The organism is Aliihoeflea sp. 40Bstr573, assembly GCF_024105655.1.
In the GTDB taxonomy this organism is placed as follows: Bacteria; Pseudomonadota; Alphaproteobacteria; order Rhizobiales; family Rhizobiaceae; genus Aliihoeflea.
On sequence record NZ_JAAAMH010000025.1, the window covers coordinates 16,049 to 36,724 of the forward strand.

23 protein-coding genes and 2 pseudogenes are annotated in these 20,676 nt (G+C 63.3%); 17 read left to right on the forward strand and 8 right to left on the reverse strand.

The annotated features are described in order from the left end of the window. Positions 1 to 2: 2 nt before the first annotated feature. Together GTK01_RS18770 and GTK01_RS18775 are read left to right on the forward strand one after the other, a co-directional pair. A complete protein-coding gene (locus GTK01_RS18770; RefSeq protein ID WP_252928955.1) occupies positions 3 to 1,442 on the forward strand; it encodes a DUF305 domain-containing protein in 1,440 nt (479 codons plus the stop codon). 114 nt (positions 1,443 to 1,556) lie between these two features. Beyond that, entirely contained in the window at positions 1,557 to 2,015 is a 459-nt protein-coding gene (locus tag GTK01_RS18775; RefSeq protein WP_371924396.1) for a DUF983 domain-containing protein, read from the forward strand. A gap of 391 nt (positions 2,016 to 2,406) precedes the next feature. On the opposite strand, the pseudogene GTK01_RS18780 reads toward GTK01_RS18775, so the two are convergent. After that, a pseudogene (locus GTK01_RS18780) lies at positions 2,407 to 3,189 on the reverse strand (IS110 family transposase); the annotation flags it as partial. Between the two features lie 130 nt (positions 3,190 to 3,319). Here GTK01_RS18780 and GTK01_RS18785 point away from each other — a divergent pair. Genes GTK01_RS18785 through GTK01_RS18800 form a run of 4 tightly spaced genes read left to right on the forward strand, consistent with a single transcriptional unit; the run spans position 3,320 to position 6,915 of the window. Next, entirely contained in the window at positions 3,320 to 4,549 is a 1,230-nt protein-coding gene (locus tag GTK01_RS18785) for a site-specific integrase (RefSeq protein ID WP_252928957.1), read from the forward strand. After that, on the forward strand, positions 4,546 to 5,913 hold the full coding sequence (locus GTK01_RS18790; RefSeq protein WP_252928959.1) for a tyrosine-type recombinase/integrase: 1,368 nt from the start codon (positions 4,546 to 4,548) through the stop codon (positions 5,911 to 5,913). The genes GTK01_RS18785 and GTK01_RS18790 overlap by 4 nt, the downstream gene beginning before the upstream one ends. Further along, on the forward strand, positions 5,910 to 6,134 hold the full coding sequence (locus GTK01_RS18795) for a hypothetical protein (protein ID WP_252928962.1): 225 nt from the start codon (positions 5,910 to 5,912) through the stop codon (positions 6,132 to 6,134). Before GTK01_RS18790 ends, GTK01_RS18795 begins: the two co-directional genes overlap by 4 nt. Beyond that, a complete protein-coding gene (locus GTK01_RS18800) occupies positions 6,070 to 6,915 on the forward strand; it encodes a tyrosine-type recombinase/integrase (RefSeq protein WP_252928964.1) in 846 nt (281 codons plus the stop codon). The genes GTK01_RS18795 and GTK01_RS18800 overlap by 65 nt, the downstream gene beginning before the upstream one ends. Positions 6,916 to 7,025: 110 nt before the next feature. Here the strand turns inward: GTK01_RS18800 and GTK01_RS18805 are convergent. The 6 genes and pseudogenes from GTK01_RS18805 to GTK01_RS18830 all read right to left on the reverse strand — a co-directional run. Next, positions 7,026 to 7,280, reverse strand: a pseudogene (locus GTK01_RS18805) (IS110 family transposase); the annotation flags it as partial. Positions 7,281 to 7,433: 153 nt separating this feature from the next. Further along, a complete protein-coding gene (locus tag GTK01_RS18810; RefSeq protein WP_252928966.1) occupies positions 7,434 to 8,066 on the reverse strand; it encodes a tyrosine-type recombinase/integrase in 633 nt (210 codons plus the stop codon). A 261-nt stretch (positions 8,067 to 8,327) separates the two neighbouring features. Further along, positions 8,328 to 8,546, reverse strand: coding sequence for a hypothetical protein (locus tag GTK01_RS18815; protein ID WP_090597679.1), 219 nt, complete (start codon positions 8,544 to 8,546; stop codon positions 8,328 to 8,330). Between the two features lie 21 nt (positions 8,547 to 8,567). Continuing rightward, positions 8,568 to 9,476: a DUF6671 family protein gene (locus tag GTK01_RS18820; RefSeq protein ID WP_252928968.1), complete on the reverse strand. Its 909-nt coding sequence runs from the start codon at positions 9,474 to 9,476 to the stop codon at positions 8,568 to 8,570. Then, a complete protein-coding gene (locus tag GTK01_RS18825; protein WP_252928970.1) occupies positions 9,473 to 11,896 on the reverse strand; it encodes a YbcC family protein in 2,424 nt (807 codons plus the stop codon). The genes GTK01_RS18820 and GTK01_RS18825 overlap by 4 nt, the downstream gene beginning before the upstream one ends. 24 nt (positions 11,897 to 11,920) lie before the next feature. Then, the gene (locus GTK01_RS18830; RefSeq protein ID WP_252928971.1) at positions 11,921 to 13,492 is read right to left on the reverse strand and encodes a proton-conducting transporter membrane subunit; all 1,572 of its coding nucleotides are present in this window, start codon (positions 13,490 to 13,492) and stop codon (positions 11,921 to 11,923) included. Between the two features lie 104 nt (positions 13,493 to 13,596). Between GTK01_RS18830 and GTK01_RS18835 the strand changes: the two genes are divergently transcribed. Beyond that, positions 13,597 to 14,469: a LysR family transcriptional regulator gene (locus GTK01_RS18835; protein ID WP_252928973.1), complete on the forward strand. Its 873-nt coding sequence runs from the start codon at positions 13,597 to 13,599 to the stop codon at positions 14,467 to 14,469. A 20-nt stretch (positions 14,470 to 14,489) separates the two neighbouring features. Here GTK01_RS18835 and GTK01_RS18840 read toward each other — a convergent pair whose 3' ends face one another. After that, positions 14,490 to 15,401 (reverse strand): LysR substrate-binding domain-containing protein, encoded by a 912-nt coding sequence (locus GTK01_RS18840; RefSeq protein WP_252928975.1) that lies wholly within the window; start codon positions 15,399 to 15,401, stop codon positions 14,490 to 14,492. Positions 15,402 to 15,501: 100 nt separating this feature from the next. Between GTK01_RS18840 and GTK01_RS18845 the strand changes: the two genes are divergently transcribed. From GTK01_RS18845 to GTK01_RS18890, 10 genes are all read left to right on the forward strand, one after another. Next, positions 15,502 to 15,741: a DUF465 domain-containing protein gene (locus GTK01_RS18845; protein ID WP_252928977.1), complete on the forward strand. Its 240-nt coding sequence runs from the start codon at positions 15,502 to 15,504 to the stop codon at positions 15,739 to 15,741. 10 nt (positions 15,742 to 15,751) lie between these two features. Beyond that, the gene (locus GTK01_RS18850) at positions 15,752 to 16,039 is read left to right on the forward strand and encodes a hypothetical protein (RefSeq protein ID WP_252928979.1); all 288 of its coding nucleotides are present in this window, start codon (positions 15,752 to 15,754) and stop codon (positions 16,037 to 16,039) included. A gap of 139 nt (positions 16,040 to 16,178) precedes the next feature. Further along, positions 16,179 to 17,186, forward strand: coding sequence for a TerC/Alx family metal homeostasis membrane protein (locus GTK01_RS18855; protein WP_252928981.1), 1,008 nt, complete (start codon positions 16,179 to 16,181; stop codon positions 17,184 to 17,186). A gap of 98 nt (positions 17,187 to 17,284) precedes the next feature. Continuing rightward, complete coding sequence (locus GTK01_RS18860; RefSeq protein WP_252928983.1) at positions 17,285 to 17,599, forward strand: hypothetical protein; 315 nt, start codon at positions 17,285 to 17,287, stop codon at positions 17,597 to 17,599. Between the two features lie 84 nt (positions 17,600 to 17,683). Next, entirely contained in the window at positions 17,684 to 17,932 is a 249-nt protein-coding gene (locus tag GTK01_RS18865) for a hypothetical protein (RefSeq protein ID WP_090597688.1), read from the forward strand. Between the two features lies 1 nt (position 17,933). Next, entirely contained in the window at positions 17,934 to 18,641 is a 708-nt protein-coding gene (locus GTK01_RS18870; RefSeq protein ID WP_252928986.1) for an exopolysaccharide biosynthesis protein, read from the forward strand. Between the two features lie 349 nt (positions 18,642 to 18,990). Further along, positions 18,991 to 19,254 carry a hypothetical protein gene (locus GTK01_RS18875; protein ID WP_252928989.1) on the forward strand — a complete coding sequence of 88 codons (264 nt, stop codon included), beginning with the start codon at positions 18,991 to 18,993 and terminating at the stop codon, positions 19,252 to 19,254. A 126-nt stretch (positions 19,255 to 19,380) separates the two neighbouring features. Further along, on the forward strand, positions 19,381 to 19,647 hold the full coding sequence (locus tag GTK01_RS18880; protein ID WP_305883899.1) for an EAL domain-containing protein: 267 nt from the start codon (positions 19,381 to 19,383) through the stop codon (positions 19,645 to 19,647). Continuing rightward, the gene (locus GTK01_RS18885) at positions 19,634 to 19,810 is read left to right on the forward strand and encodes an EAL domain-containing protein (RefSeq protein ID WP_137387896.1); all 177 of its coding nucleotides are present in this window, start codon (positions 19,634 to 19,636) and stop codon (positions 19,808 to 19,810) included. The genes GTK01_RS18880 and GTK01_RS18885 overlap by 14 nt, the downstream gene beginning before the upstream one ends. A gap of 403 nt (positions 19,811 to 20,213) precedes the next feature. After that, the gene (locus tag GTK01_RS18890; RefSeq protein WP_252928992.1) at positions 20,214 to 20,582 is read left to right on the forward strand and encodes a hypothetical protein; all 369 of its coding nucleotides are present in this window, start codon (positions 20,214 to 20,216) and stop codon (positions 20,580 to 20,582) included. The last annotated feature ends 94 nt before the right edge of the window (positions 20,583 to 20,676 follow it).

Consider the following 20,676-nt stretch of genomic DNA (forward strand, 5'->3'; position numbering starts at 1 on the left):
CTTTGTTTGCGCTCCTCGCAGCGTCACCGGCGCAAGCCCACGTGAAGTGGTTCGCACCATACATTGTGGGTGCTTCTCCAGCTCCTATCGACCAAACTTTGACCAACCTCTGGTTCTGGGCCGCGATCGGCCTTGTCCTCGTCTTCTTCATCGCGACGAGGGCAATTGAACGGGGTACTGTCGGCGAAAGTATCCTCATAGGGATGGACCGGGTTAGCGACCCGCTCTGGAACAGGCTCGACGACTTCATCCGAGTTGTTATCGGTGCCTTCTTCGTCGCCGTTTTTGCAGTCGGCGGGGTCTATCTTACGCCCGACTTGCAGACCCCGGCCGAGTGGGTATCGTGGTTGCAGCTGCTGATCGCCTTCGGGGTATTCTCCCGCAAGACGATGCCACTGTCGGCTGCCGGCATCATCTTGCTATGGGCGCTGGCGCTCCGCGACTATGACTTCTTCCATCTCCTTGACTACCTGGCGCTGGGGGTGGCCGTCGCCGCTTATCTCGTTTTGGCCGCGTCCCGCAATGAAGAATGGCGCAAGCACCGCTTTCAAGTTCTGCGCTGGGGCGTAGCCATTGCCCTGATGTGGTCAAGCCTCGAGAAGTTTGCTTATCCTGACTGGTTCTACCCCCTTGTCGAAGAAAAGCCCTTTCTCACCTTCGGCATGCCGCGCGACGTATTCATTCCGATGGCGGGCGTGGCCGAGTTCACCATGGGCTTTGGCCTGCTGTGGACACCGCTGGTAAGGCGGCTGTCAGCCATCGCGCTGTTCGTTATCTTCAACGCGGCGGTTTACCCCTTCGGACGCATCGATCTCGTCGGTCACGCACTAATCATGGCGATCATTGTCGCGATCGCTGCCGACCATACGCGCGAGTTGCACTTCGTGCCCAAGCTCAAGCAGTCGCTACAAAGCGTCCCTGCCGGGCTGGCGATCGCGCTCGTTTTGTTTGTTGGCAGTTACTGGGGCCTTCATAGCGCATTCTACGGGCCGGAAGGCGCGCCGCAGGAAGTGGCGGAACGGGCGACGCATTCCTATAATCTGGAAAGTCAGCATGGACCGATGGCTTCAGGCGCTATCGCTGATCGACCGGCACCGGAAGTGCGCGTCAGACGCGACGCCAAGTCAGATGCGAAAGATCAACCGGAGGGTCCCGCCGCCGCTGCATATGAGGCGACGATGGCTACAATGCACGGGCCGATGATGAAAGGCATGCGCCACCCTGATCCAGATGTGGCCTTCATGTTGGGCATGATCCCACATCACCAAGGCGCGATCGATATGGCCCGGGTGCAGCTTCAGTTCGGCGCGGACGCTGAAACCAGGTCCTTTGCCGAACATGTCATCGCGGAACAGGAAGCCGAGATTCGGCAGATGGAAGACTGGTTGGTGCGTCGCGGCATCCGCCACGCTCGTTTTGAAAGTCAGCGAGAGCCAGATTGATCAAGAGTGACAACACCTGTGGCGATAAGCGCCCGTGGCAAAACAGCGGTGAGAAGCCCGGCGCTAGTGGACCGCCCTCGCTCTTCCGATAGTAGCTAATCGCGATCTTGGAACATGGGCCAGTCACGCATGATTGGCCGGATGATGGAGTTCGAAGTGATAGAATCCTACACCCCGACCAATAATCCGATGCTGACAGGCATTAAGGGATTGTGCCCACGCTGCCAGCAGGGCTCTCTTTTCAAAGGGTTCCTGGCGATGGCGGAGCAGTGCGAAGTTTGCGGCCTAAGTTATTCGTTTGCCGATCCGGCAGATGGGCCTGCTTTTTTTGCAATCACGATTGCGACAATTCCCGCGTTGGCCTTCGCCGTTTGGCTACAAGCTTCGTTCAACCCCCCGCTTTGGGCGCACGTTATCACTACGTTGCCTCTCATCGTGGTATCCTGCGTCCTGCTGCTTAGGCCGCTGAAAGGGTGGTTGGTCTGCTCGCAGTTCTTTCACAAAGCAGAAGAGGGCTCCATCGATCGGGAGTGGCATGCTGAGCGCTCGCGTCAGCGGGAAACCGAAAAGTAGGGGATCGGCTGGGAGACTATTGTCTCCTTGCGTGATGCCATCGCCGCGGTCTTGGATGGGTATCTGCGCTGACAGATTTCGTGAGCGAACGTCGGCTTTTGCAAGCTCGCAACGAAATGCAGCCATTCCGCTTTCCATCTGTGGACGCCCCATGAGACGCAAGCGGTTTTTTGAAGGTTGGCACGTGGTCGGATGCTGCCATCTGTCCGGCCTCTGATGCAGCACCAGAGGCTGCGGGCCCGTATGGGAGTTCGCGGATCGGATCCATATCACCCACAGCGTGCTCGAGGCACAGTGGAAAGCCCTGGTTTTCCGACCCCGTCTCGCCGACTGTTGCGCCATACCTTCCTTCGACCGACTACGTCTCCGACGACCCCTGGTCCGCCTTGGCTTACGCCGCAACGGCGACCGGAGCTTTGTATTCCTCCTGCTTCAAGAGCAGCGCCCAGATGATGCGCGCCGTCTTGTTGGCCAGTGCGACCGTGACCAGCATGCGTGGCTTTCGAGCCATCATCTGCTCAAGCCACGAACCCGCCGGCGCACCACGTTTGCTCGCCTGCAGGACGACGGCGCTGCACCCGATGATGAGAAGACGTCGTAAGGTTCGCTCGCCCATCTTCGTGATCGACCCCAGCTTTTGCTTGCCCCCAGTCGAGAGCTGACGCGGAGCCAGACCCAGCCAGGCGGCAAAGTCTCTTCCTTTGGTGAACGACTCGGGCGGTGGAGCGAGTGCGGCAATCGCCGTGGCCGTGATCGGGCCCACGCCCGGTATCGTCATCAGTCGCTTGGCAATCGCATCTTCTCGGGCTCGCTGCGCGATTTCTTTATCCAGTTCGCCGATCTTCCCGTTCAATACTTCAAGCAGATCGAGCATCGTTCGGAACATCGGCCTGGCTGCCTCCGGAAGCGATGATCCCATGTCACCATCAAGCAGGTCGCCCAGCACCGCCACATGTGAGGGGCCTTTGGGTGCAACCCAGCCATACTCGGTCAGATGACCCCGAATGGCGTTGATCAACTGGGTGCGCTGCCGCACCAGCAGATCGCGGGTTCGGAACACCAGCGCCGATGCCTGTTGCGCCTCGCTCTTGATCGCGACGAACCGCATGTTCGGTCGCTGCGCAGCTTCACAGATTGCCTCGGCATCGACGGCATCGTTCTTGTTCCGCTTCACTAATCACGAGGTCGCCATAATGCGGAGGAGCGCGGCCTGATCGGCGGATTCTCGCCGTTTTCGGATCGGCTTGCTTTGCATTATTCGGTGCCGAACCTCTGGGGGTCAATCGACCAACAGAGGACCACCAATGCCCGATATCCTTCACGAACTAATTGCCGCACTCAATTCCTCCCTTATCAGTCAGCGATACAGCCCGGTCGTGGTGAGGAACTACTGCACCTACGCATCTGGATTTCTCGATTATCTGGGACAGCAGGGGATCTTGATCTCGAACGTGATCGACGTGCACGTAGAGCAATATCTGCGGCACGCGATCGTAGTGTTCCAGAAACAGCGGGGTCGACGTCCCAGCACACGCTGGCACGAGGTTCCGCGCTCCGGAATTCATGCCTTGTTGCGGCTTGCTCACGGTCAATGGCCGCCACCTATCGAGCCTACCTGCGCGGCCGATGTGGCCCGATTTGCAATTTGCGACGAATACGAAATCTGGCTGCGTGAGGAACGCGGGTTGGCTCGCTCCAGCGTCGCAGCGTTAATGTGGGAAGCCCGGAACTTCCTTGCCTGGCAGATCGATCACGGAAGCGGCGGCTTGGCGGGGCTGAGCGTCGTTGACGTAGACCGTTATATGGATCTGCGCGCGCCGAAACTGACGCGCTGCTCGCTGAAGTCTGTCGCAGAGCGGCTTCGCTCGCTGCTGCGTTATCTCCACATCACGGGTCGCGCCACAATGGACCTGTCAGGGCATGTGATAGCTCCGACGCTTTATGCATACGAAGGAATACCGTCAGTCCTGGGCCGCGACCAGATAGTCGCTGTGCTGGAGAGCGCGAAGAAGGACGGGACATCGGCGGGGCTGCGGGATCATGCGATCCTGCAACTCCTTGCAACATATGGGCTACGGTCTGGAGAAATCCGCAATCTGCGGATCGAGGACATCGACTGGCGGACGGAAGCCATCCATGTTCGCCACCACAAGACGCGAGCCAGCACATCGCTGCCCCTGATGGAGCCGGTCGGCGAAGCGGTGCTTGCTTATCTGCGTTCCGGGCGGCCCATGACGGACGCCAGGGAAATCTTCCTCCGCACACGCGCGCCATATCGCAAGCTCGACAAGCTTTACAGCGTGGTTCGCCGGCGGCTCCGTGACGCTGGCGTCCAACCGCCTGGCAAGTGTGGACCCCATATCTTCCGTCATGCGCGGGCGGTTGAGATGCTGCGGGTCGCGGTGCCTCGAAAGGTCATCGGCGACGTGCTGGGACACCGTTCGACAGGATCGACGGCTCCCTACCTCAAACTCGCCACCGAGGATCTCAGGGCCATCGCGCTTGACGTGCCGGGAACGGAGGTGCTGGCATGACCGCCCGCTGGCCCGATCCCGACCGCGCGATCATTGGCCGCCATGTCGCGAGCCTTGATCTGCGCAGCATGAAAAGCCGAGCCTGTTATCGGCAGGTCTTGCATGGCTTCCAGGATGTCGCCGAACGTTACGATGCACTCGGTCAGGAAGTGCTGCTGGCCTGGCTACGAGAATCAGCCGTTCGCCGGGCGCCATCCACGCTCTTGCACCGCACCCGCATCATTGACCGGTTCCTCGAACGCCTGGTGGAAATCGGCGCGATCGAACGCAATCCCGTCGCCGCTCTGCGCGATGAGTGCAATATCAAGCAGTGCATGCCGGTCTGGCGGGCATTGGCGTCGCGGGATCCGGAACAGGCTCTGGCCGAATTGCGTCAGCCCAGGCCGTTCGGCAGCGTGCTGGGCGAAATGATGGCCGAGCATGTCGCGATGATGCGGCGCAGAGGATACAAATACACGTCGCAGCCCCTGTTGCTCTTGCGGTTCGACCGGTTCCTGCAGTTGCATCCGGGACCGGAAACCGAACCGCTGAGCGCCATGATCGATCGATGGGCGGCAACGAATGTGACGCGTCACCACGCGGAGGAATGTGAAAAGCTCAAGCGCGTCTTTGCGAAAATCCTTCGTCACCGCGACCCGTCGATACCTGTGCGGCGACCAGACCCGAGACCGAGGAAGGAGGCCGCCAGGCAATGGCGAAAGCCCCATATCTACTCGCCTGCCGACGTACGACGGATGCTCGACGTCGCACGTACCTATCCGTCGCCACGGGTGCCGCTTCGACCGCTGAGCATGTACATGATGCTGCTGCTCGCCTATTGCGCAGGCTTGCGGCGCGGCGAGCTTGCCCGCCTCGATCTTGGTGACGTCGACCTGCAGGACGGTACGATAACCATCCGGCGGACCAAGTTCTTCAAGACCCGGATCCTGCCGCTTCCCGACAGCGTTGTAGTCGAGCTTCGCGCCTATATCGATGCGCGGCGGCGTGCCGGTGGATCACAGGACGCGCGCTCCGGCCTGTTCTGGCACGAGCGAGGCGATGGCCATTACACACCGGAAATGATCACGTGGCTGCTCTCCGACGTCATACGCCGAGCGGGGTTGAAGCCATTGCGAGGAAAAACAGGGCCTCGCGTTCATGACCTGCGCCACTCGATGGTCGTGAACAGGATCCTGGAATGGTACCGAACAGGCGTCAACCCGCAGGATCGCCTGCCGTTCCTCGCGACCTATCTCGGTCATAGGGATATCAACTCCACCCTGGTCTACATCACCGTCACGCAGGAACTGCTGCATTACGCAAATGAGCGGTTCCGGGCGGTTGGCGCGCCGTGCCTCAGTCTGGGGCAGGAGGTACGGCGATGAGCAAGGTTGACCGGTTCCCCGACCTGATGCGCGCCTTCTTCTACGAATGGCTGGTCGAGCAGCGCAACGCCTCCATCAATACGGTTCGATCATACCGCGATACCCTGGCGGTTATTGCTCCGGTTCGTCGCCCAGCGCACCGGGAAGAAGGTGGCTATGATCACGCTGGCCGATCTGGCCGCCAACGAGATCGCCGCATTCCTCAGCCACGCCGAACATGACCGTGGCGGTACGATCGGCACGCGCAACTGCCGGCTTGCAGCGATCCGCAGCTTCTTCCACTTCGTGGCCACCAGGGATCCTGGATCGATCGCGCAATGCGTGGAAATCCTCAACATACCGATCAAGCGCGCTCCGGTGTCGGAACCGAGCTATCTGGATCCGGCGGAAGTGACGGCGATCCTGGGTCAGCCAGACCGTTCGACCGTTGAGGGCATGCGGGATCATGCGCTGCTCTCGTTCCTCTACAATAGCGGCGCACGAATACAGGAAGCGCTCGACCTGTGCCCCGAAGCAATCCGGTTCGAAAGCCCGAACTGCGTGCGTCTGACCGGCAAGGGCCGGAAGGAACGTATCTGCCCGCTCTGGCCGGAAACCGTGATGTTGCTGAAGAAACTGCTTGAACGGCAACCACGAGCGCCCGACCAGCGGCTGTTCGTCAACCGCTATGGTGAGCCGCTCAGCGCCTCGGGGGTCCGGTTCAAGCTCGCCGCCTACGTGAAGGCGGCGGCCGAAACCATGCCAACGCTGCGTGCCAAGCATGTAACGCCACACGCCTTCCGGCACGCTGCCGCCGTGCACCTCATCTCGGCCGGCGTCGACGTTACGGTCATCCGAAGCTGGCTCGGGCATGTGAGCCTTGACACGACCAACCACTATGCCAGGGCCAATCTGGAAACGAAACGGAAAGCCCTGGAGAAGGTCACCGCTCCAACCACACCCGGCGGCCAGCCATCCTGGAAGCGCAATGCAAGCGTGCTCGCCTGGCTCGACACGCTCTGAAATAATGCGGAGGAACATGGACAAAAAAGGCGAGAATCCGCCGATCAGGCCGCGCTCCTCCGCATTATGGCGACCTCGTGATTAGTGAAGTTATGACGAGGTGAGCATAATTTAACGAATGGTTTTACGTAAGCCGGAGGGATTAGCTTTACCTCGTGACCCAGTTCCGTGAGTTCGCGGGCCCAGTGGTGCGCACCGCCGCAGGCCTCTAACGCCACCAGACACCGTGGCTGTTTGGCGAAAAACTCAAGCAACTTTGTGCGGCTGATCTTCCGGCTGAAGCGAGCCTGCCCGCTGGCAGCCGCGCCATAGGCGTGAAAAACGTTCTTCGCGATATCAAGCCCGATTGTGGTAACTTCTGACATGGACGCCTCCTCAAGTGGTGTTCAACACCTCCACTTTGGCACATCGATGCCGCCGGGGGGCGTCCACCCCATCACCCCACGATGGCCGGAGCAGCCTGCTCGAAGTCGTGCCGTGAGCGGCCATCCGCGCTCGGTCCGGACGGCCGCTCTGCGTCAGATCTCGGTTCTCTCGGCGAGGAGGAGTGCGTCCTCCACGTCGACGCCAAGGTAGCGCACTGTGTTCTCGATCTTCGAGTGACCGAGCAGGATCTGGATGGCGCGGATATTTCCCGTCGCCCTGTAGATCATCGACGCTTTCGTACGACGAAGCGAGTGGGTGCCGGACTCCTCTGAACGCAGACCGACCGCTGTCACCCATTCATCAACCAGGCGTGCATACTGCCTCGTGCTCATGTGCTTCGTGTGATCGATCCGGCTCGGGAACGCGTAGTTCTCGACCGAGCCTCCGCGTCTTTCGAGCCACGGCAGCAGGCTGGCTCTCACATCGGAGGTGATTTCGAACTGCACCGGCCGCCGCGTCTTTTGCTGGATTACGGTCGAACGGGTTCTGACCTCCGGTCCGGCGACCACATCGCGAATCCTGATCTTGACCAGGTCACATCCGCGAAGCTTGCTGTCGATTGCCAGATCGAACAGCGCCCGGTCTCGAACGCGTCTCTCGCGATCGAGAAAGAAGCGAATTGCCCAGATCTGCTTCTGGGTGAACGGACGCTTTTTGCCGACCTTCTTTCCAGCGTTCCATGCAGCGCGCTCGCGGCTGGCATCATCGTAGATAGAATGGCCCATGTGAGTTCTCCTCGGCCTTGATTGGCCGCGGGAGAAACGTCGTATGAGACTCCTGCAGGAAGGGGGCCGAGTCCGGACGGTCCGCTGTTGGAAGCGCTTGGCGGTTAGCTGCCTTTCCCGCACTGCCCTGTTGGGCAAAGTTTGCTTGGTCAGCGTAGGCCCATTGCGGCCAACAGAATCTGGTGGACGGAAGCCGTAAACGGTCGTAGCCGACCGGCCCCAGCATCAGATGCGACGCCACTGACCCTATCACCACACACTTCACGTCATGTTCGAATTCCGCACGTTGGCGCCGAGGCCTTCGGCGACATACGCACGCAGGAGCAAATTGAGAATCTCAAGATCGTTTTGCACTTCCACCGGATGGCATTTCCTGGCGCCTTCGAGGGCCGCCTTCAGCCATGGGCTCATCCGAGGATGCGCCAGAACCCAGGCGATCCGCTCGTCATTGGTCTGCGGCGCGTCATCAGCTTTCGTCATCGGCCTTTCTCCATCGTCCGGTCATGGGTTGCACAAGGGACAGTGTCCCGGATCGGCCTTCGTCAGCCCGTCGCCGCGCGGCCGGTTCTCACGATGGGGGCATGCGACACAGCCGAAGACGCGATGGCGGACCATGAGGCTTGGCGTGCCGCACCAGTCGCAAGGCAGGCCGGTCTCGACATCGACCTGTCCGTAGCCGGGCATGCCGCAGGCCGGACAGAGCGTGGACAGCCGCTCGGCGAGCGCGGACGCGAGGCGGCCGAGCGTCGCCATCCGGGTCGGGTTCATGTGGGCGCGCATGTCGGTCTGGATCAGCGCCCGGCCGTCCTTCGACTGCGCCTGGGCCGACATGACGGCCAACTCGAGCGCGGTTCTGTCGCGCAGACCCTTGTGGATGTGGCCAACTCCGTTGTCGCTCTCGGCCGGTCTCACGATAAGGGCGTGTGCGGGAAAGCAGAGACGATCGAGGATGGGCGTCAGCTCGTCGCCCGCAGCCACATAGGCGTGGCCGAAGACCGGCGCGTCGTCGATCAGATGCTCGCTAACGACGATGGCGCGCGTGTCGTCGACGAGCACCATGAGCTCGACGCCCCCGGGAACGAACGGAATCTGCGGGTGCGGGCCGTAGCTGCCTTCGCTGGCAAGGCCGATCGGCAGGCCGGTTGCCTCCATGCCCAGCCGCGCCTTGGCGATCGCCGCCTCGCGAATGGTGCCGGCGCGCGGGATCTCGCCGGTGAAGGTGCCGAGCGCGTCGGTGTCGATATCAGGCGCGGACGAGACGAGCAGTCCGAGCCGGTCGCGGAGTACGGGCGCGATTGCTTCTTCCTTTCCGTGCATCGTGGCAAGCACGGCTTTCCCGCCGGCATAGGGTGCCGACCGGTGGCCGGCGGCGGCTGCAAGGGCGACGGGTTCCGGAACGAGGGTCTTCATGCGCTTGCCTGAAGTCGTGGGGCCTCCACCTCCTGTTCGTCCCACGCGAGGTCGCCGGCGTAGCGCCAGGCCATGCGGCCGTCCTCGTCGAGGGCGAAGAGATGCAGCCAGCGATTGTCGAACAGTGCCCGGACATCCGCGTGGCGCTCGAGGATGCCGGCGATCGCCTCGCGCGGGGCCTCGATGACGACGGACAGCCGCAGCGGTTCATGCGCCAGCCGCTCGCCGTCATGAACCGACTGCCAGGGCAGCCCCGCGCGCAAGAGGCCGCCATTGCCTTCGACCACGCCGACGCCGCCGGTGACATTGTGCAGGAGCTTGTTGCCTGCGCCGAAGAGTTCGGGTGCAACCGTCGAGCCGTAATATTGCAGGCTGATCCAGCTCGCGACCACGACCGGCGCGGTCAGGATCAGTTCGAGCACGCCAAAGCTTTCGTCCCGCCGCCAGTCATAGTCGTGCAGAAAGGCGCGGCCGGCCAGATCGCGGCCGGCGGTGCGTCCCCGCGGGGCGGCGACAAAAGCCTTGCAGCCGGCGAGCGCCCATTCGGGCCGTAGCTCGGCCCAATCGCGGGCGCGGCGGGCGATATCGGCCTGCGTCCGGGCGCGGGGCAGGCGCCCGGCCCGCTCGGCGCGGGCAAGGCCGCCCGCGGTCTGGAGCCAGTCTTTGGCCGCTGCCAGGTCCGCGGCGTGGTCCACCGAGGAATGATCGGCGTCGTAGATGGTGACATGGTCGGTCGTCGTGTCGTGGAGGGCCGCCAGAAACAGGGTGTCTTCAGGGACCACGATGCCGCGCGCGACTAGGCCGGTGCGCACGTCGGGCGCGTTGAGCAGCGAGGCGAGCAGCCGGGCATTGACCTCGCCCGAATAGCCGCCGCAGGCCCCGCAATGCAGCGCACTGGCATGCGGGTTGTTGACGACACTGGCGCCGTGGCCGGCGATCAGCACCAACCTCGCGAAACCATCGGTGAGCGACATGGCCCTGAGGACGGTTTCGGCCATCGCGATCCGCTGGTCGAGGCCGATCGTGTCGGCCGGCCGTGGCGCGGGGTCGTTCGGTGCGGCATTGCGGGTGAGCCCCAGCGCGTCGCGCAGAAGCTTGCCGACATAGACCGGCCCCGTCGCCTCGACGAAGGCGAAAGAGGAGATGGCGGCAAGCTTGAAGCGGCCCCAGGCACGCTTGGCACGCGCCGCGATGCGTGCCGCCCGATCCGCGCGCTCGGTCTCAGGCGTCGGCTCTCCAGAGCAGGTGAAGAGACCGGGCCGGAGCAGTACCGGCAGGCGGGCTTCCACCACGTCCGAGCCGAAGCGCCGATGCGCGATCCCCATGCCGAAGAAACCGGCGAAGCCGAGCGTGCTGATGCCGGGATCGAGCGTTTCCAGCGCGCGGCGAAAGACCTCCGAGCGCACGTCGATGCAAAAGGCCATCTGCATGGCGGGACGCGACGAAGCCGGCGCAGTAGACACCGTTGCGGCGAAAAGGGTCCGCAGCTTACTCTGGGCGGCGCGCTCAGCGGCCTCCTGGAGGATCGCATCGACATGATCCTCTGCGCTCGCGGCGACCGGTTCGGCATGGGCGATCACGGCCTCGCGCCATTGCGTGCCGATCTCGTGCTCGTATTGGCTCAGAAGTGCTGCTTCCCAGACGAGACGAATGGTGAGGAGGTCCGTCAGCGTGGCGTCGGCCTCGCCGGTAAGCTCGGCCTGCCAGAGGCGATAGCGCGCGAGCTGCGCCCAGCCGCCTAGGCTTGCCAGCAGGCGGTGGAAGCAGCTTTCCAGCGCCGACTCGGACAGGCCGAGCGTCTCGACGGCGTCGATCAGGGCGGACTCGGCGCTTTCGGGGGTGTCGGCCACGGTGCTGGCGAAGCCGGCGAGACCGATGATCTCCGGGGTCAGGTCATGCATGGCGACGGTGCGCCAGGAGGCATAGGCGCTGCGGCCTTGCGCTGCGGCCCAGAGCGCCTGGCCCTGATCGAAATAGCCTGCCGCCCAGTGGCTGATCCGCTCATCGACCACGGCCTGCCAGTCGATGCCGCTGGCCTCGCTTGCCAATTCGGCGACGGTCGGCAAAGCCCGCGCCTCGGCCGGCTCGACCTGCATCGCCTGCTTGAGCGCGGCGACCGTCTTCGGACGCATCGATGCTGGCGCCGCTCCAAGCGCTTCGGCCAAGTCGTCGTCGGTGAGGTCGCCGCTTTGGTGGCGCTCCCGATACCAGCCGCGCGCCATGGTCAGCCGGATACCGGCCGCCCGCCGCAGCCGCGCCGCGGCTTCGGCCAAAGGCTCGCCCGTCTGGCCGAGGAACGGATTGACAGCGACGCTCGACGCCAGTGGCCAGAGCGGCGGGATGGCGCGCGCCGCGCCATGTGCCGCAGCCAGGATTGCTTCGGGGTCGGGAAGTGAGGTCTTGGGTGCAGTCATCAGCATGGGGGTTTTCCTGATCCTTGAGCGTCACGAGGGCTTGCGGACGGACCAGCCGCCCAGCATGCGATCGAGCATGGCGTTGACATAAAGCCCGTTGGAGAGATGGACCCGCAGGCCCGCCGCAGCGGGATGGCCCGCCCACAGCGGGAACAGCGCCTGCGCGACCGCGACCAGACCGAAGGTGAGGACGGCGAGCGCCATCAAGGTCCATTCGAGCCGGCCAGGCGCGGGCGTCGCCGGCAGCGCGCCCGCCGTCAGCCATTCGGCCGCCGTCTGGAGCGCGAAATAGCCAAGGGCGGCCGCAGTCGCATAAAGCGCCGTCCTCGCCGTCAGGGCGCGCGGTGCGGCATCCGCTAGCCCCTGGGCCAGCAGATAGGCGACGCCGAAGATGAGGATGGCGCCGAGCGCGAGAGCCTGCGGCGATTTGTGCTCGAACCCGAAGCCGAGGCCGAAGGCGGCGCCGATCGTAAAATAGATCGCGAGCGCAATAAGGAAGGCGCGAGCCACCGCGCCACCTTTGGGTATGGCGACCGGTCCGGGCCGGCGGATGGACGCGACCTGCTCGACGGCGCCGCCCGAAGCCAGGAAGGCATGCGCCTTGTAGAGCGAGTGGGCGACGATGTGGAGCAGTGCCAGCGGGAACAGCGCCAGCCCGCACTGCAGGATCATGAACCCCATCTGCGCCACGGTCGACCAGGCGAGCGAGGTCTTGACCGCAGGCTGGGTCAGCATGACGAGCGCGCCGAACAGGGCGGTGAAGCCGCCGACCATCGCCAGCACCGCCAGCACGCCGGGTGCGAGCAGCATCACGTCGGCGAAGCGGATCAGCAGGAAGCCGCCGGCATTGATGACGCCGGCATGGAGGAGCGCCGAGACCGGCGTCGGCGCCTCCATCACCTCGGTCAGCCAGCCATGGGTCGGGAATTGCGCCGATTTCAACAGCGCCGCGAGCGCCAGCAAGCCCGCCGCCGCCGGCGCGTGCCAGGAGAGGTCGGCCGATCTGGCCATGGCGTTGATCGCGGCGATGTCGGTCGTGCCGAAGGCCGTGCTCATCAGCAGCACCGAGCCGGCCAGCGACAAGGCGCCCAGAACCGCGAAGAGCTGCTTCTTGCGCGCCGCGCGCTGCGCCCCGATGCGCTTGGGATAGAAGAGTAGCAGACGGTGGAGCGCAAAGCTTGTCGCGATCCACGCGCCGAGCAGTTGCACGAGATTGCCGGCCTGGACGAGGAGGAGGACTGCGGCAAGCGCCGCGCACAGCCAGCCGGTGAAAGCGCCCTGCCGGGCCTCGCCGTCGAGATAGGTGCGCGAATAGCGCAACACGATCCACCCGACGAAGGAGACGAGCAGCAGCATCGTCACGCTGACGGCGTCGAGCCGCGCGGACAGGCCGATACCAGCCCAGCCGATCAACGCGCTGTCGCCCGAACCCTTCAGCAGCAGGAGAAGCAGCGACCCGGTCGCGACCGTGAGGGCCGACATGGCGGCTCCCTCGGCGACGGCCGCTACGCGCGGCGGCCTTCGACCCGGACGAGAAGACGCGAAAAGCGCGGCGAAAAGCAGGAGTAGCGGTGCGGCGAGCGGAAGTAAATTGAGCGACAAGGCGGTTTCCTTGGGGAGCGGTGGCGACACTCTGCTGCTAACCGAGCCGCAGTCCGAAAGAAAATGCATTGTCTGCTCAATTCCGTTCGTTATTATCGAACGTCATGGCAGCGCTCAACTATCACCATCTGCTGTACTTCCGGGCCGTCGCCCATGATGGCAACCTCACGCGCGCGGCCGCTCGCCTGAACCTGACCCAGTCGGCGCTCTCGGTGCAGATCCGCAAACTTGAAGAGCAACTCGGCCATGCGCTCTTCGACCGGCGCGGACGACAGCTTCATCTGACCGAGGCCGGCCGCATCGCGCTCGACCATGCCGATACGATCTTCGCCACGGGAGAGGAGTTGCTCGGCACGCTTCGGGAGACGGGTACCGCGCGCCAGGCCCTGCGGGTCGGGGCGCTCGCCACGCTGTCGCGTAACTTCCAGATGGAATTTCTGCGGCCCGTTCTCGGCCGGACCGACATCGAGCTCGTCTTGCGCTCCGGCGGCGCTGCCGAACTGTTGCGCGCGCTGGAATCGCTCAACCTCGACGTCGTCCTGATCAACCACGCGCCCGCGCGCGATGTGCTGACGTCCTTCGTCGCGCATCGGATCGCGGAACAGCCGGTCGGCCTCGTCGGCACGCCGTATCGGTTCGGCGGCAAAGCGGGGCTCGCCGACCTCCTGCACGATCATCCCGTCATCGTGCCGACGCTGGAGAGCAACGTGCGCGCCGGCTTCGACGCTCTTGCCGATCGCTTGGGCGTGCGCCCGCAGATCGTCGCGGAGGTCGAGGACATGGCGATGATGCGGCTTCTGGCGCGTGAAGATGTCGGCCTTGCCGTCCTGCCGCCCATCGTCGTCAAGGACGAACTGGCGGCCGGCCTCCTCGTCGAGGGCGACGAGCCCTTGGGGATCACGGAGACCTTCTTCGCGGTAACAATGGAACGGCGCTTTCCGAACCCGGCTTTGCGAACGCTCTTGCAGCAGGCTTGACGCAGAACGGAGTGGTTCAGCTACCCGATGCCGAGAGTCCGTGCTGCATCCTTGGCCCTTTCGGCCAGTTCCTCAAAATGCGCCACCCTCCCGGTCGTCGCCCTGAAATAGACCCCGACTTCGCGGGTCTCGCGCCAGTCGCTCACTTCCAGGAGATGCACTTCTTCCGCGTTGCGGAACTCCGCCCTTGCATAAAGTTCCGGGAACAGGGAACAGCCCATGCCGATCGAGACCATCTGGCGGATCGCGTCCAGGCTGGTGCCGGCATAGTCGTCGACGACCGTCGCACCCGACGCCTCCGCCAGGTGCTGGACGTTCTCCAGAAGACGGTTGCCGCTCCCCAGCGCCAGAAGGCGTTCGCCTGCCAGTTCGTTGACGGCAACGGAACGCCTTTGCGCAAGGCGATGATCGGCAGGGACGCCGAGATAGAGCCGCTCGCTGCCGATCGGGACGAAGGTCAGGGAGGGCTCGCCGCACGACGGGCCGAGGCCGCAATCGAGCGTTCCCTCGGCGACAGCGGTTTCGATCGCGGCCGGGCGATCCTCGACGATGTAAATCTTGAGGTCGGGATATGTCTGGTGCAGGGGCGGCAGGAAGGTCGGCAGGAAGTACGGCCCGAAGCTAGGCGGCGTGCCGAGCCTGACCACGCCGCCCAAGGCTGCGCCGTCCTGCGCCACCGCGTCCATCAGATCATTCATCGCAGCAAGCGTAACGCGCGCTCCGTGCAGAAAGCGTTCTCCGACCGGGGTGATCAGGACCGTTGCCGATGTCCGCTCGAAGAGCTGGATGCCGAGGTTTTCTTCGACGATCCCGATCTGAACGGACAGCGTGGGTTGCGAGACATGGCAGCGCTTGGCGGCCTTGCCGAAATGACCGCATTCGGCAAGGGCGACGACATATTCGAGCTGGCGCAGGGTTGGTCGGAACGGCATGGCTGATAGTTGACGACTATCATGGCGATTTCAACAATCAATTGGCGCAATCGCGAAGGGATATCCAAATCAGCCTCGTGGTCAACAAGGAGGTATCAACATGGACCCGTTCCTGAGCTCGCTGCGCAATCGGCGTGCGCAAATTCAGGCCCGTATCGAGCGCGAGCAGGCGCGTCCCGCGCCTGACAGCCTGAAGCTCTACGGCTTGAAGAAGCTCAAGCTGCGCTTTCGCGAGCAGATCGAGTATCTCGAGCGGCTCAATCGGGAAGGGCAGGCGACAGTCCCCCCCGTAATTCGCCGCAGGTCCTTCACCCCGGCGATGGCGCGGCCGCGGGCGTGAGGGCGCATCCATGCACCTTCAACCGCGCCAGGCGACAAAGCTCAGCCGCGTCGTCGGTTACGGCGGTGTTGCCCTGATCGTCGCATGGTCGCTACTCGCGCTTGCCGCCTATGCCGCCGTCGAGGCGGCAGTCGGCTGGATGGCCGGCATGGACGCTGCCGATGGCTTGATCGCCTGGTTCGCACAGATCGCTGCGCCGCTTGACGGACCGCTGATCGCGATCGTGTGGGTTGTCGGCGTCGCGATCCTGGGCGTTGTGACCGTCCTGATCCGCCGTTTGACTTCGGCCGCAACCTAGCTGGTCTACCGCCGCTGATCCTGTGGGATCGGCGGCGGACATGTTCATTGCCCAAGTCCGGGCCCCTCTGGCGAGAGATGCCGGTCCTCTCGCGATGTCGGACATTTTTTCACCGTGGACGACCGGCCGGAGAGTTCACGTGGAATTTGCATTTCTGTTCGCCGACTGGCTCGGCAAGCCGGTCTGGATGTGGCTCGGCTTTATCTCGATCGTCATCGCGCTGTTGGTCTTCGATCTGGGCGTGCTTCACCGCGACAATCACGAGATCGAGGTGCGCGAAAGCCTGATCCTGTCGTCGATGTACATTACCCTCGGCCTCGCCTTCGGCGGCTGGGTGTGGTGGCAGCTCGGTGCGGAATCCGGAATGAATTATCTGACCGGCTTCGTGGTCGAAAAGACGCTGGCGCTCGACAACGTCTTCGTCATCGCGCTGATCTTCTCGTTCTTTGCCGTACCCCGCAAATACCAGCACCGCGTGCTCTTCTGGGGCATCCTCGGCGTCATTGTCCTGCGTGCCATCATGATCGGCCTCGGCGCGACTCTCGTCTCGCAGTTCTCCTGGGTGCTCTACATCTTCGCCGCATTCCTCGTGATCACCGGCATCAAAATGCTGTGGATCGGCGACAAGGAGCCCGAGATCGGCAACAATCCCGTGGTCGGGTTCCTGCGCCGTCGCTTCAACGTCACCGACGAGCACCACGGCCAGGACTTCTTCGTCAAGAAGCCCGATCCGAAGACCGGCAAGCTCGTCTGGTTCATGACGCCGCTCTTCATGGCGCTCGTGATGGTCGAGATCGCCGACGTGATCTTCGCCGTGGATTCGGTACCGGCGATCTTCGCCATCACGACGGACCCGTTCATCGTCTACACGTCGAACATCTTTGCCATTCTCGGCCTGCGCGCGCTCTACTTCGCGCTCGCTGCGATGATCCACCGCTTCCAGTATCTGAAGCCGGCGCTGGCGATCGTGCTGATCTTCATCGGGTCGAAAATCTTTGTCGCTGACCTGCTCGGTCTCGAAAAGTTCCCCGCCGCGCTCTCGCTTGGCATCACCTTCGCCATCATCGCGTCGGGCGTCATCTGGAGCCTGGTCAAGACGCGGTCGCAGCCGCCGCATGCCGGGCCGGAAGAACTGCCGCGCCCCTGAGGCTCAGCCCCGGCGCTGGACAGTAGTTCAGCGCCAGGGCTGCCGGATGGCGCACTTGGAATTCAATTCGACACGTTCGAACGCAAGGAGTTGAAGCAATGCATGACATGCTGGTCGCCGTGATCACCTTTTTTCTTGTCGAACCGCTTCAGCAGGACATCGCGAGGTCGCTTGCCGATACCCGCGCACCGCAGGAGGTGGTGGCCTCGATCATCGCCTGTGCAACCGAGCACGGACCGCAGATCGTCAAACGCGCCTTGGACGATCTGTGGTGGGCGACATCGAACGCATTCGGCGTCTGGATCGGCTTTGCCGACCCGGCCACGCTTCTCGCCGAAGCTGCACCGGAATGCGCGGCTGCCATCGACGCCGCTCGGCCGTTTCTTGAGCCACAGGAAGGCGCCAGTGGGTAAGCGCAGCGCTTCACCGCGGGCGGAAATTCGTTCGCCGGCCAGCGCCCACGATCAAGGCGGGAACGGAAAAAAGAGCAGCCGACTATGCATAACCTCTCTACGATACTCGATCTATCCATCGTCGGTTTTGCGATGGCTTCCGCATGGCTCTGGTGGGCATCCGGCCGTCACCGGGTCAGGCGGATCACGCGGCGCGAGGAACTGAGCGCCGCAGACATCAATCGTCTGGTCGTCGCCTTGAACCGGTCACAGATGCTCAACACGCGCGCCGCGTTTACGACGGCCTGTGCCGGCGCTCTGGCCGCAATCCGGTTGGCCCTGGACCTTGCATGAGATGCCGGAAAAACAGCACGAGCCTACTCCCGTGACCCGACTTGCAATCTCTCAGAAACGAGAACCGGATCGTCACGTCTCGGCTGTTGACGATGACGCTGTTCCGCTCACCGCGTCGGAAGTGGTCGACGCTTTGCTGGCGGCCTGCGGAGATCGGGATCGCATCGTGATCGGTGACGTTGTCGACCAACTCGGTGCGGCAGGCTTCCCGATGCTGGTTCTGGTCCTCGTGCTGCCAGCGCTTCTTCCGATTCCGGGCCCATACGGCATGGTGTTCGGCACGGCGGTCGCAATCCTCGCCATCCAGATGATCATTGGCCGTCGCAAGCCGTGGCTGCCCGCCGTGCTCACTCGGCGGTCTGTCTCAACCGGAGTGCTGACGAACGCTGGCAAGCGAGCGCGAGGCTGGCTGATTACGATCGAAACTCTGCACGCGCCGGGCCGCTTCGAGTGGCTCGCCAGACAAAAGACCGCCCGCGTCGCAGGTCTGGTCATCCTGCCTCTCTCCATCATGATCGGGCTGCCGATACCCTTCGGCAACGTGCCGCCAGTCGCCGCCATCGCCATGATCGCGTTCGCCTTGATCTTGCGGGATGGGCTTGCACTTATTCTCGCGTTTTTGGCGGCCATCCTGGCAGCAGCATGGGTCGCTTTCGTGTTCTGGTTCGGGGGCGAACTTCTGATCCGGATCTGGCCGCTGTCTGGATGATCGCGAGCAATCCATTCTTGCCCGACGGGGCGAGCGGCGTTAGGCAGCTTCATGGACAGGACGTTTCATCAAGAAGTCGAATCCGCGCTGAAGAGCCTCGCAACCGACCGCAATGGGTTGGCACGCCGGTTGGGATTGGCCGTAGGATCGCTCAGAGCCTGAGAAAATCGCGGCGCGCCGCCCTATGCCCGACTTGTACTCGCCGCTCTGGTGGCCGGGGCTTGATCTGGCGGAAATCCTCGCCTACGAGCGTCGATCCAACCGCCGGTCGTCCAACGTCAACTAGCTCCAAATATCGATCCGCCTGCTCGGCAACATCTCTGCGGCTAGGCGGTCAGGGCGGATCGATATGCCATCCACTACATCGACCTCGACAGGTTCAAGTTCGTCAACGATCCGCTCGGCCATCCGGCGGGGCCCCGCTGTGCGACTGGCCGGCGCCCGCCTTATAAAGCTGTGCGAGGACGAGGGCCTTGTTGCGCGCTTCGACGGCGACGAATTCGTCGGAATGCAAGCGGAGTTCGACAAAATGTCGCCGGAAAGCATGGCGCGCCGCCTCGTCGACCTCTTGTCGCGGACGTACATCATCGAAGGGCGTTCGGTGAATGTCTGAGCCAGCCTCGGCGTGGCCATGGGCGACGCGGGCTCGGATGTTTCCGAAACATCTCGAACGCCGATCTGGCGCTCTATGCGGCCAAACGGGGCGGCCGCGGCTGTCATCGATTTTTTCGATCCATGCATGAAAGACGCGGTGGAGGCGCGCCGGGGCTTGGAAAGCGCCTTGCGCGCCGCGCTGGCGCTTGAGGAGTTCAGTCTTGTCTACCAACCGCAGGTCGACCTTGCGACCGCAACCGTGACGGGCTTCGAAGCTCTGCTTCGGTGGACCCGTTCGGACGGAACGGCGGTGACCCCGGCCAGTTTCATAACGTGGGCCGGGGCAATAGGCCGGATGCCGGCGATCGGCGAATGGGTGCTGCGAACGGCGACGCGCGATGCAGCATCCTAGAACGGAACGCTGTCCGGTCTCGGTCAATATCCCGCCCCTGCAGTTCAAAGATGCAAAGCTTGCCGAAACGGTCCTGTCGGCCGTCGCTTCGTCCGGCCTCGCGCCGTCGCGGCTCGATCTGGAGATCACCGAAGGCACGCTCCTCGACAACTGCCGCCATTAGCGTGAATGACCGCTTCTGGGCGCAGGCAAAGCTGGCATCTACGACCGACATGGAGGCGCATTGTGGTCGAAGTACAGTAGCCTGCTGAACGGCCGCTTTCCCGGCTTGGGGCCCCAGAAGCGGTCGGGTAGCTTGCCACCCCATTCCCGAAGTTGAAGCGCGGCGAGGTCATAATCTGCAGGGAAATCAATTTCCGCCTCGATTGGGGCCGGATGCGGACTGTCCGGTATTGGCGGGTTCCGACAGAAGGCGGCCGTTCTGCAATCGACCCCGTTCTTGCCGTTCAGAGTACCGTCACCGATGGCCGAAACCTGCCGTTCATTCAGTCCAGCATGAGAGCATCCAGGAACGCAGCAGTTGCGCAGTGGCCGAATGTCGTCGACTCCTTTATGGTCTGCCTCATATGCGAATTATCACAAAAAAGATCGTCAGCCGATGGATCCAGCACAATATCGAGCTCGGCACACTTCTCATATTGGCAATCTCCGTTGCAGGCTTCTGGGCCTTTGCCGAGCTGGCTGATGCGGTCGTCCGGGGATCGACAGCCGATCTTGACCGGGACCTTCTGCTTCTTCTGCGGTCCGATGGAAACATCGACCGGCCCACCGGTCCACCATGGCTTGAAGAGGTTTTCCGAGATTTGACAGCAGCGGGAGGCATCGCTGTCATGACGCTCACTACGCTCGCTGTTGCGATCTTCTTTATTCTGCAGCGCAAGTTGGCGTCGACGATCTTTCTTCTAGGCCGTGTGGACGAATTTGATCAAGCATAGGCCGGCCGCGAAACTGACGATGGATCGGTAGTTCCGTGCGGTCTTTTCGCAGCGCAGGGCGACGCGCTTGAAGCGCTTGAGCCGCCCGAAGCCC